Source organism: Endothiovibrio diazotrophicus (assembly GCF_054657215.1).
In genome coordinates, this window is record NZ_BAAHXB010000034.1 from 37,258 (window position 1) to 48,558 (window position 11,301).

The following is an 11,301-nucleotide window of genomic DNA, read 5'->3' on the forward strand; positions in this document are numbered from 1 at the left end:
TCGAAGCCGATGAGCGAAGGGGTGACCCTGGCGGAGCTGGCCGAGGCGATCGGCGCCGCGCTCGACGGTGACGGCGCGTTGCGCGTCTCCGGCGTCGCCACCCTGGAGCGCGCCGGCCCCGGCCAGCTGAGCTTCTTCCACAATGCCAGGTACCGCGGACCGCTGCGGCAGACCCGCGCCGCCGCGGTGATCCTCGCCCCCGCCGAGCGGGCTGCCTGTCCGGTGGCGGCACTGGTCCACGAGCGTCCCCACCTCGCCTATGCGCGAGCCGCCGCTCTCCTCCATCCCGTACCGCCCGGGACGGCAGGCGTCCATCCCAGCGCGGTGGTCGCCCCCGGGGCGGCCCTCGGCGAAGGGGTCTCGATCGGGCCCAACAGCGTGGTCGAGGAGGGGGCCCGGCTCGCCGCCGGCTGCGAGGTTGGCCCCGGCTGCGTGATCGGGCGGGGGGCGGAACTCCGCGAGGGGTGTCGCCTGGTCGCCAACGTCACCCTCTGTCACGGGGTGCGGCTGGGGCGGCGGGTGCTGGTCCATCCCGGCGCGGTGATCGGCGCCGACGGTTTCGGGCTGGCGCAGGAGACGGATGGCCGCTGGATCAAGGTGCCGCAGCTCGGCGGAGTGGAGATCGGCGACGACGTGGAGATCGGCGCCAACACCACCATCGACCGCGGGGCGCTGGAGGACACGGTGCTGGAGGAGGGGGTGAAGCTGGACAACCAGATCCAGATCGCCCACAACGTCCGCGTCGGTGCCCACACCGCGATGGCCGGCTGCGTCGGTGTCGCCGGCAGCGCGGTGATCGGCAAGCGCTGCCAGATCGGCGGGGCGGCGGTGGTGCTCGGCCATCTGGAGATCGCCGACGACGTGGTGGTCACCGCCACTTCGCTGGTCGATCGCTCGATCAACGAGCCGGGGACCTACTCCTCCAGCCTGCCGGTGATGGCCAACCGCGACTGGAAGCGCAACGCCGCCCGCCTGCGCCACCTGGACGAACTGGCCCGCGAGGTGAAACGCCTCGCCAAACGGTCATCGGAGTAGGAAGAGTTTTCAACGCAAAGGCGCGAAGGCGCAAAGGACGCAAAGGGGGATTCGGACTTCATCCGGGGACCCCGCCGTCTCCTTTCCGCTTTGCGCCCTTTGCGTCTTTGCGCCTTTGCGTTGGATGTTTTTTTGAAGAGGTCCTGAATTGAACACGCTCGATATCCATGAGGTGCTGAAGTACCTGCCGCACCGCTACCCCTTCCTGCTCATCGACCGGGTGGTGGACTACACTCCCGGCGAGTCCCTTACCGCGATCAAGAACGTCAGCATCAACGAACCGTTCTTTCCCGGCCACTTCCCCCACCGGCCGGTGATGCCCGGCGTGCTGATCCTCGAGGCGATGGCCCAGGCCACCGGCATCCTCACCTTCAAGACCCAGGACAGCACCCCCGACGAAGAGACCATGTACTACTTCGTCGGCATCGACAAGGCGCGCTTCAAGCAGCCGGTGGAGCCGGGTGATCAGCTGGTCCTGGAGGTGAAGCTGAACCGCTCGCGGCGCGGGGTATGGAGCTTCAGCGGCGAGGCGAAGGTGGACGGCAAGGTGGTCTGCTCGGCCGAACTGATGTGCGCGGCGAGGGAAATCGAATCGTGATCGACCAGCGCGCGGTAATCGACCCCAAGGCCCGCATTGCCGAAGACGTGCAGATCGGCCCGTTCACCCTGATCGGCCCCGACGTGGAGATCGGTGCCGGCAGCGTCATCGGCCCCCACGTGGTGATCAACGGCCCCACCACCATCGGCCGCGACAACCGCATCTTCCAGTTCGCCTCCATCGGCGAGGCGCCCCAGGACAAGTCGTTCAAGGGCGAGCCGACCCGGCTGGAGATCGGCGACCGCAACTACTTTCGCGAGTACTGCACCATCAATCGCGGCACGGTGAAGGGGGGCGGGGTGACCCGCATCGGCGACGACAACTGGTTCATGGCCTACACCCACGTCGCCCATGATTGCCGGATCGGCAGCCAGACCATTTTCGCCAACGCCGCCTCCCTCGGTGGTCACGTCGAGGTGGGAGACTGGGTGATCATGGGCGGCTTCGCGGTGGTCCACCAGTTCGTGCGCATCGGCGCCCACGCCTTCTGCGGCCTCGGCACCGTGCTCAAGCAGGACCTTCCCCCCTACGTCATGTCCGACGGCTCCCCGGCCCGCCCCTATGGCATCAACCGCGAGGGATTGAAGCGGCGGGGTTTCACCCCCGAGACCATCGCCGTCCTGAAGCGGGCCTACAAGACGATCTACCGCTCCGGGCTGAAGCGCGAGCAGGTGGTGGAGCGGTTGCGCGGGATCGCCGCCGACGAATCGGCGGTACAGTTGCTGGCCGATTTCGTTGAAGTGGAAGGGCGCGGCCTGATCCGCTGAGCGCGATCCCCCGGGGTGGCTCATCCGTCCCGCAACATGCCAACCCCACTCCGGTTCAACCCGATGCCCTTCGATCTCGGCCTGCTGCCCTCCGGCCACCTACACGGCCTTTCCGTCGCGGACGCGGTCCCCTCACCCGGTGGGCAGGGGAGGCCCGGCCTCGCCGACGCCTTCGCCCGCCACGTCGCCGAGGGGCTGTTCGAGCTGGCCGCCGACCGCTCGACCGACGGGCTGACCCCGACGCTGCGCTACTGGCATGATTTCGCCGGCAGCTACCTGGGCGCCCGCTGCCGGCTGCCGGACCCGCCCGCCACTCAGGATGCGCTGCCGGCCGATCACCCCGAAGACCCCGCCCCCCCCGTCGCCCCGTTGACCGCGGCGGAGGCCGAACGGTGGCTTCAGGCCGCACCACCGATGCAGGGCGCCGAGTATCTCGGCATCGATCTGCTGTGCACCTTGTGGAACCGGCTGGACCATTGGGTGCGCGCACGGATCCGCGAACACGGCTCGCTGGCCGCGCTGCTCGACGCCCGTGCGCCGCAATGGCATCCACTGGGCCGGGTCTGCTTTCATCTGGCGGAGAATCGGCGCGACCCCGACTACCCCTTCGCCTTCATGGCGACCTACGCCCCCGACGATGCGGGGCCGCCCCGAGGGCGCGGCGCGGCGCGCTACCAGCCGCTGCGCAACGCGTTGCGGGAGTATGCCGATGCCGACGACAAGCCGGGGCTGGTTCGCCTGCTGTCGCCGGTCCATCGCGCCGCCGTGGCGAGCCCGCTGATCGACGAACTGGTGAAGAGCGGCGACCTCTACCACCCGCTGGCCTGGACGCCGGAAGAGGCCTACCGGTTTCTGCGCGAAGTCCCGCGCTACGAGGAGAGCGGACTGGTGGTTCGCCTGCCCGACTGGTGGCGCAAGCGCAGCCGCCCGCAGGTCGGGGTGCGCATCGGCAACGAACGGCAAGGCGGACTCGGCAAGGAGGCGTTGCTCGATTTCGAACTCCAGGTCGTCATCGACGACGAACCGTTGAGCGAGGCGGAGCTGGCGGCGTTGTCGGCCGCCGAGGCGGGGCTGGTGTTCCTCAAGGGGCGCTGGGTGGAGGTGGATCGGCAGCGCCTGGACGAGGCGCTGAGCCACTGGCGGACGGTGGCGGCGGAGGCCCGCGAGGGGCGGATCGGATTCACCGAGGGGATGCGCCTGCTGGCCGGCGCGCCGGTCGACCTGGGGCGGGCCGACGACGACCAGGCGCGGCAGGCGTGGTCCCGGGTCCGGCCGGGCGAATGGCTCGCGGGAGTGCTCGAACAGCTGCGCGCGCCGCAAGGCATCGCCGCCGCGCGGCCGGGGAAGGGACTCAAGGGGACCCTGCGCCCCTATCAGGAGCAAGGGGTGAACTGGCTCTGGCTGCTCTCCCGCCTGGGCCTGGGGGCCTGTCTCGCCGACGACATGGGGCTCGGCAAGACCATCCAGATCATCGCCCTGCTGCTGCGGTTCAAACAGCATCCGCCGGCCGGCGAGGCCAAACCCTCCCTGCTGCTGCTGCCCGCCTCCCTGCTCGCCAACTGGCAGACGGAACTGGAACGTTTCGCCCCCTCGCTGCGCACCCGCTTCGTCCACGGCTCCCAACTCGACGACACCCCCCGGCCCGACGGCGAAGGGCGCGATCACCCGCCGTCCCTCGCCGATTGCGACCTGGTGCTGACCACCTACGGGACCCTGACCCGCCGCGAATGGCTGCAAGGCACGGCGTGGCGGCTGGTGATCCTGGACGAGGCCCAGGCGATCAAGAATCCCGCCACCCGCCAGACCAAGGCGGTCAAGCGGCTGCAGGCCGACGCGCGCATCGCCCTCACCGGCACCCCGGTGGAGAACAGCCTGTCGGACCTCTGGTCGCTGTTCGATTTCCTCAACCCCGGCCTGCTCGGCAGCGCCAAACGCTTCAAGGGCTTCGTCGACTCCCTGGCCGCACGCGAGCACGACCAGTACGCACCGCTGCGCAGGCTGACCGGCCCCTACATCCTGCGCCGCCTGAAGACCGACCGGCGGATCATCGACGACCTGCCGGAGAAGAGCGAGGTGGATGCGTGGTGCAACCTGAGCCGGGTCCAGGTGGCGCAGTACCGGCGCGCGGTGAAGGAGCTGAAGCACGGTCTCGAGACCCTCGACGGCATCCAGCGCCGCGGCCTGGTGCTGGCCTACCTGCAGCGCTTCAAGCAGATCTGCAACCACCCCGCGCAAGGGCTCGGTGGCGGGGACTACGAGCCGAAGAACAGCGGCAAGTTCCAGCGCCTGGCCGAACTGTGCGAGGAGATCGCCTCGCGCCAGGAGAAGGTGCTGGTCTTCACCCAATTCCGCGAGATCACCGCGCCCCTGGCCGCCTTCCTCGCGGAGATCTTCGGCCGGCCCGGCCTGATCCTCCACGGCGGCACCCCGGTCAGGCAGCGGCGCGAGCGGGTGGAGGCCTTCCAGCGGGAGGAGGGGCCGCCGTTCTTCGTCCTCTCCCTCAAGGCGGGAGGGACCGGCCTCACCCTCACCGAGGCCTCCCACGTCATCCACTTCGACCGCTGGTGGAACCCCGCGGTGGAGAACCAGGCCACCGACCGCGCCTTCCGCATCGGCCAGCGAAAGAACGTCCTGGTGCACAAATTCATCTGCCGCGGCACCATCGAGGAGAAGATCGACGCCCTGATCCGGGAGAAGCGCAGCCTGGCCGACGACCTGCTGCGCGACGGCGGCGAACTCCCCCTCACCGAAATGGACGACGCGGCGCTGCTCGACCTCGTCGCCCTCGACCTCGATCCCCCATAGCCCGACAGCCTCCTAGGAGACCCCCATGGCCCCCCGCTGGAACCCCTACGTGCCGGTCGCCAAACGGCGAGCCGCCGCGGCCCGGAAGATGAAGCAGATGGAGAAACAGGGCCTGGAGATCGAACCGTTGGCGATCCACGGCCGCAAGATCGCCCACACCTTCTGGGGCGAGGCGTGGTGCCACCACCTGGAGCGGTTCAGCGACTATGCCAACCGCCTGCCGAGGGGCCGCACCTACGCGCGCAACGGCTCGATCTGCCACCTGGCGATCCGCAGGGGGCATATCCAGGCCATCGTCAGCGGCTCCACGCTCTACGACGTCGACATCCGGATCCAACCGCTTCCCGAAGCCCGATGGGAAAGGCTGCGCGAGCAGTGCGCGGGGCATATCGGCTCCCTGCTGGAACTGCTCCAGGGCAAGCTCTCCGAACAGGTGATGGCGATCGTCACCGACCGCGACCACGGCCTCTTCCCCCAGCCCGGCGAGATCGAGATGAGCTGCACCTGTCCCGACTGGGCCGGCCTGTGCAAGCATCGCGCCGCGGTCCTCTACGGCGTCGGCGCGCGCCTCGACCAGCGTCCCGAAATGCTGTTCGAACTGCGCGGCGTCGATCATGAAGAGCTGATCACCGTCGATCTGGACCTCACCGGCCCCGCGGCCGGCCGCCACCGCCGGCTGGAGGAGGAGGATCTCTCCAGCCTGTTCGGCGTGGAGATCGACGACCGCGAGCCATCGCCCCCGGCCGCCCCGCGGCGCTCCGCCACGAGCCGGCGGCCGCCGACACGAAGCGCCAACCCGGCCGCCACCGGACGAGATCCCGCACGGACGACGAAGGGCGGCAACGGTGATCCGGTGGAGGAGGTGTTCGTCCCCACCGGAGAGGCGATCGCCCGGCTGCGCCAACGCCTCGGCTTGAACAAGGCCGAACTCGCCCGCCAGGTGGGCGCATCCCTGCAGACCATCAGCAATTGGGAGAACCGGCCGGGGAGGCTCAACCTGCAGCGGCGGCACCTCGAAGCCTTGCGCCGACTGGCGAAGGAGCGGCGCTGAAGAGTGGGGGTGCGACCGGGAGTCAGGAGCGCAGTGGCGGGTTGTTCTAAGAAGGGGGTCGCGTAGTTTTGGTGCATTAACCGGGGTGTGTTACTGCTAAAGTGCGTGGAAATTGGGGGCGAGCGTAGGGTGTGCCGAGGTACGAGGCGCACCATTTTCCGACCGATGCGCCTCCTATCGTCGGCACACCCTACCCGGCTTTCATCGTCCCGGGGCCGTTCAACGCTCGTCCATGATCGTTAACCGGGGCATCCATCATGACCCGTCCAACGCCGCAATTAGCCGATGATGTCTTGTTCCCTTTCCTATTTCCCATCATAGGCGCTTTGCAAGGTTGCAATATCAAACTTCTTCATCTTGAGAAACGCCCGGGTGACCCTCTCCACTTTCTTGGAATCACTAGACTGCATCATTTCATCAAAAACTGCCGGAGTGATTTGCACCACACACCTGAAATTCAACGATTCCTTCACCAGAGCCAAAGCGTTCCATGGTGGCGTGTTCGATGTCGATGAGATACCCGTCACCGCCAAGATTCTCCGTGCAGCACCCGTCGCAATCGGAGTCGGAACACAGGTCGTAGACGGTGGCGAGTATGTCATGGGTGTCTTGATGCAACCTGATGGTTTTCATGCCTAACCATCCCCAATCCTTGTGATGAACAGCAACAATATTGTGCGCGGCCACCCACTCCCCGGTCTGCTGCCCCTCCAGGCCGTAAAAATAGCCGGCCCAGGTGCACCCATTGTACTCCAGGCATTCCTCGCTGCCCGGATCCGGATAGGACGTGTAGGTGGTGAGGTTGGCGCGATACCAGGGACCCGCGCACTCATCGTCATCACACTCAGGATCACGGCCATCACAGTTTTGATCGAGACCGTCTCCACATGTTTCGGTTGCTTCAGGATGGATCAACGGATCAGCATCATCACAATCTCCAGAAAGAGACCTCAAGTCCCGTTCGGAATAATACTCGCGTGGTTGTTTTGTCGTATTCACCATGGAACCATCGGAGTAACCATCTCCATCAGAATCCTTGTACCAGATTGCTGACGGTTCTAAGTCGCTCCTTCCATCGTCATCAGCATGGCAGCCTACGCACACAAGCCATGCCATAAAAAAGAATGCAACCCATGCCCCTCGTGTTACTCCGCTCTTCATGTTTTTCCTCCTTTCTTCTTGTGATTATTCTATGGGATAAGTACGCTATAGTGACCAAGCTCGATCGACGAAAATTGCGCGGCTTCAGTAAGATTGTCTTCCACTTTTATTGGAATTAGAGCCTCTGGTATAGATAGTGCCGGCCGGAGAACCCCATAATTCCGAGTCGGCCCCCTCTGTGCATGATAACAATTGTCTATATTAATCATTAGCCAAGCTAATAATGTGCCGTATTTTTCAAGCGCCCCACGAACGGGTCGCCGACGACTTCGCTAAAACACCTTTTCGACTATCTCCAACTGGTCGCTGGCCAACTGGTCGACTGGACCGGTCGAGCCCTCGTAGAGGGGAAGCGCGGCGCCATTCCATCGTCGAGGCATCCGCGGACCCTTAGGGCCCGCGAAAGAATAACTTCGTGTTTTGGGGCGTCGAGACGCCCGTCCGGCAAGGCGCGCAAAGGGGCGCATACTCGTTGTATGCAACCCTTTGCGCAACGCCGCCGGAGGGGATGGATCGGCGTCCCAAAACAGGAAGTTATTTTTTCGCGGGCCCTCAGGCTCAGACGGCCGATTCGGCAAAGGAATCCAAGGGTAGAAAACGCTTCAGCGGATGGCTCCGCAGCGGCAGGAATCCAAAGCGGTCGTAGAAGGCCGCGGCCCGTTCGTCGATGGCCTCCACGACCACGGCGTAGACCGCCATCACCCGGGCGGCCTGAGCCACTCGGCTCAGGGCGTTGGCCAGCAGGATGGCGCCGATCCCGTCGCCCTGGGGGTCGCGGGCGACCGCCAGGCGGCCCAGCATGGCGACGGGAATCGGGTAGCCGGGCAGGCGGCGGCGCCGCTCCTCGGGCAGTTCGGTACCGCCCAGGCCGCCCGCGCTCAGGGTGTAGTAGCCGATGACCCGATGCGGATCGTCGGTGAAGGTGGCGACGAAGGCTCGGCTGACCCGCCGCTTGAGGTCTTGGCCGGCGTAGCGGCGCAGGTAGTGGTCGAGGGCGGGAACGCCACAGTCGAAGGCGCCGCGGTCATGGCGCTTGTGCAGCGGCGTGATGTTCAGGCCCACCGGAAGCGTTACCGAGCGACCCGCTTCCGGTGTTGGGCAAATGCCTCGCGAAGCCGGTCGTTGGGGGCGGGTGGGTTTTCCAAGGCGTCGAGGAACCGCTCCCAGTCCTGGCCGATCAGGTGATCAGGCGCTGGCGATCGACCTACACCAACGCCCGTCTGGAAGGGTTCCATGGGCTGTTCCAGGCAGCCAGGGCGAGAGCCAGGGGATACCGGTTCAAAGCAACGTTCATCGCCATGATCTACCTCATCGCCAGTCCGGCCCGCTCGATCCTGAAATCCATTTGAGGCGTCGAGGAACCGTAAAGGGCGCCTGCGAATTTAATTCGTAGTGGTATGGCCATGGGGCCGCACTACCTGGAATTGTGACCCCGTGTTGCGTCTTCAAGGGCTTGGGGAAGGTGGGTTTCGCTGCGCTCTTCCCACCGCGGCGGCGCAGGGGGTCCTCCCGGACGCCGGGTATGCGTGTCGTTCGGTGAGACGCGGCGGCTGTGTTATGACCTGCGGTCCTGAAGGTGATCCAGAACGAACAACACGCCGGCCAACAGGATTAGCACCCCGCTGATCTCGCCCCGGTTTTCGGAAATCCCCTGAACCACCAACCCGTTCGCGCCGTTCTCCGTGTTCGTCCAGTGCGCGAAATGGAGGTTCAACGCGGGAATCAGATTGACCAGCCCGGTCATCCCCAGCACGCCCACGCCGACCCGGAAGAAGCGGCGTCGCGGATTGAGGAAGAGGGCCAGCAGCGCGGCGGCCGCCCCCGCGCCGGCACCCCAGACCGCGTTCGCGCTCAGCAGGCCGATCACCACTGCCACCACCGCTCCGGCGGTGGACGATACGACCCACCACGCCTTGTACCAGGGCTCCGCAGGGGGCGGTTCGGTGTGCGCGGATGGGGGCGGTGGTGACGGCAGGTGAAGGTGGAGATGTTTTTCACCCTCCGGATGCTCGTCGTACGGCTCCGTTCGGTTGCGACCGTAGCCTCGGGGTTGTGCGGCCCGTTCGTCGATCACGTCGTCCAGCAATCCGCGCACATCGACCTGCTGACCGCTCTTCCGGCACTGGATGGTGGACCAGCCCTCGTCCCGGAAATGGGTCAATTCGCTGTAGTCATAGAACGACGGTTCACGGTGGGTGCCGCAACGTTCGCAGTTGCACGGGATCTTCCGCTCATACTCCAGTCCCGCCTTGCGGAAGGGGGCGTGGATCTCCTCCAGGCGGTAGACCAGATGGGAGAGCAGGTCCCGCTTGTGCGCGCCGCTCACCCGGATGCGGATCTCGCGCCGCTCCGGGTCCTCGCGCACCTCGGCGCGGGTGGCGTCGTCGGCGAGCACCACGCCGTGCTGCCACACCCGCTCGCGTCCGGCCTCGATCCGGTCGTGCAGCTCGACGATGAAGCGGGTGAGGATCCCCCTGGGCATGAAGCGGGGGTAGGCGTAGCGCAGTTGCAGGTTCTCCGTCTCGTCCCACGCGTAGGCGGGCCGCTCGCGGCCGAGCAGCTGCGGCGCGATATAGTGGCCGGGCTCGGGGAGTTCGTAGCAGAGCTTGAATTCGGTCATCAGCCGCAGCAGCTCCGGGCGGCGGTCGGCGTAGCGCTCCTCGCTCCAGATGCGCCTCAGGTCGTCGCGGGTGAAGCGCCCTTGGGCCTCGTTCACCGGCTTGCTGTCGAGCACCCGGTAGACCGCGTCGGTGCCCCAGGTGGGCTTGAGGATGACGATCCGCTCCAGCAGCTCGTCGTCGCGGAAGTGGAGGCAGACCCCCAGGTCGTGGAGGTAGTCGCTGAGGTCGAGGGCGTCTTGGCGACGTTTGAAGCCGTGGGCGTCGCAGATTGTCAGATACTCCTCCAGAGTGACGTAGTCCCGCGGGTCGCTTTCCAGCGCCCGACGCACCTGGAGCCAAGTCTTGGGCAGCGCCTGGCCGACGTGGGGCAGGCGCTGGATCTGGTAACGGACGAAATCCACTACCTCCTGTCGTCCGTGGTTGGTGAGTAGGTTGCAGTCGAACACCTCCTTCAGGTTGCCGAAACGCTCCCGCAGCGAGGGTTCGTCCAGTTCCACCGGTCGTTCGTCTTTTTGATTCTTGACAATGAAGACAGGACTTTTTTGACCGAACAGCTCCACCATGTTGAGCCAGTCGTAGAAGTTGGTGTCCTCCTTGCGGGTATCGGCCACCAGGGCGTAGAGGGAGCGCTTGGTGAGGAAGAACTGGTGGGTGGCGTGGTAGATCTGCTGGCCGCCGAAGTCCCAGAAGTTGACACGGAAGGGGACGGTCTGCGGCTTGGCGGCGTCGGCCGGTTGGTGGCGGGGCTCGCAGTCGAACTCCCAGCGCTGGATGTCGATGCCGCGGGTGGAGTCGTCCGGTTCCGGCAGTTCCGCGTCGGGGTTGACCAGCCGGCGCAGCAAGCTGGTCTTGCCGGCGCCGCCCTCGCCGACGATGAGGAGCTTGGCCTCGTAGAGGTAGTCCACCCCTTCGCCGGCGGCTTGGCGGAACCAGTTGCGGAGTTTGGTGATGTCCACCGCTCCTTGAATGTAGTGCGGTGAATACTCGGTTTCCGGGTCGAGGGCTTCTAAAGGAGGCGCCTCCATCGCATTTTCCTCGAGCCCCAACCCACGCAAGTCGTCCAACTCTTGAATCTCGGGGGGCAGGGCGGTGAGCTGGTTATTCCTGAGGTCGAGCAGGGTGAGGTGTTGGAGTTGTGCGATCTCGGGGGGCAGGGCGGTGAGCTGGTTATCCCAGAGGTCGAGCAGGGTGAGGTGTTGGAGTTGTGCGATCTCGGGGGGCAGGGCGGTGAGCTGGTTATTCCCGAGATTGAGCCGGGTGAGG

The 11,301-nt window shown here is 66.0% G+C and carries 10 protein-coding genes; 6 read left to right on the forward strand and 4 right to left on the reverse strand.

The features are described 5' to 3' along the window. The first annotated feature begins 9 nt into the window (after positions 1–9). The 5 genes from lpxD (at position 10) to ACYQ2W_RS10815 (ending at position 6,256) form a co-directional block, all read left to right on the forward strand. Positions 10–1,035, forward strand: coding sequence for a UDP-3-O-(3-hydroxymyristoyl)glucosamine N-acyltransferase (gene lpxD, locus ACYQ2W_RS10795; protein ID WP_459866304.1), 1,026 nt, complete (start codon positions 10–12; stop codon positions 1,033–1,035). Positions 1,036–1,183: 148 nt separating this feature from the next. After that, positions 1,184–1,633 (forward strand): 3-hydroxyacyl-ACP dehydratase FabZ, encoded by a 450-nt coding sequence (gene fabZ, locus ACYQ2W_RS10800; RefSeq protein ID WP_459866307.1) that lies wholly within the window; start codon positions 1,184–1,186, stop codon positions 1,631–1,633. Continuing rightward, positions 1,630–2,400: an acyl-ACP--UDP-N-acetylglucosamine O-acyltransferase gene (gene lpxA / locus ACYQ2W_RS10805; protein WP_459866310.1), complete on the forward strand. Its 771-nt coding sequence runs from the start codon at positions 1,630–1,632 to the stop codon at positions 2,398–2,400. Before fabZ ends, lpxA begins: the two co-directional genes overlap by 4 nt. Positions 2,401–2,463: 63 nt before the next feature. Beyond that, positions 2,464–5,205 (forward strand): DEAD/DEAH box helicase, encoded by a 2,742-nt coding sequence (locus tag ACYQ2W_RS10810; RefSeq protein ID WP_459866313.1) that lies wholly within the window; start codon positions 2,464–2,466, stop codon positions 5,203–5,205. Positions 5,206–5,230: 25 nt separating this feature from the next. Further along, on the forward strand, positions 5,231–6,256 hold the full coding sequence (locus ACYQ2W_RS10815; protein ID WP_459866316.1) for a helix-turn-helix domain-containing protein: 1,026 nt from the start codon (positions 5,231–5,233) through the stop codon (positions 6,254–6,256). Between the two features lie 417 nt (positions 6,257–6,673). Here the strand turns inward: ACYQ2W_RS10815 and ACYQ2W_RS10820 are convergent, their stop codons facing one another. The 3 genes from ACYQ2W_RS10820 to ACYQ2W_RS10830 form a co-directional block, all read right to left on the reverse strand. Further along, positions 6,674–7,417: a putative metal-binding motif-containing protein gene (locus ACYQ2W_RS10820; RefSeq protein ID WP_459866319.1), complete on the reverse strand. Its 744-nt coding sequence runs from the start codon at positions 7,415–7,417 to the stop codon at positions 6,674–6,676. A 558-nt stretch (positions 7,418–7,975) separates the two neighbouring features. Next, on the reverse strand, positions 7,976–8,479 hold the full coding sequence (locus tag ACYQ2W_RS10825; protein WP_459866323.1) for a GNAT family N-acetyltransferase: 504 nt from the start codon (positions 8,477–8,479) through the stop codon (positions 7,976–7,978). Between the two features lie 8 nt (positions 8,480–8,487). Then, entirely contained in the window at positions 8,488–8,652 is a 165-nt protein-coding gene (locus tag ACYQ2W_RS10830) for a type II toxin-antitoxin system TacA family antitoxin (protein WP_459866326.1), read from the reverse strand. Between ACYQ2W_RS10830 and ACYQ2W_RS10835 the strand changes: the two genes are divergently transcribed. Then, positions 8,599–8,766, forward strand: coding sequence for a transposase (locus tag ACYQ2W_RS10835; protein WP_459866329.1), 168 nt, complete (start codon positions 8,599–8,601; stop codon positions 8,764–8,766). The genes ACYQ2W_RS10830 and ACYQ2W_RS10835 overlap by 54 nt on opposite strands. Positions 8,767–8,972: 206 nt before the next feature. On the opposite strand, the gene ACYQ2W_RS10840 is transcribed toward ACYQ2W_RS10835, so the two are convergent. Further along, on the reverse strand, positions 8,973–11,301 hold a 2,329-nt coding region (locus ACYQ2W_RS10840; RefSeq protein WP_459866332.1), incomplete at its 5' end, for a COR domain-containing protein.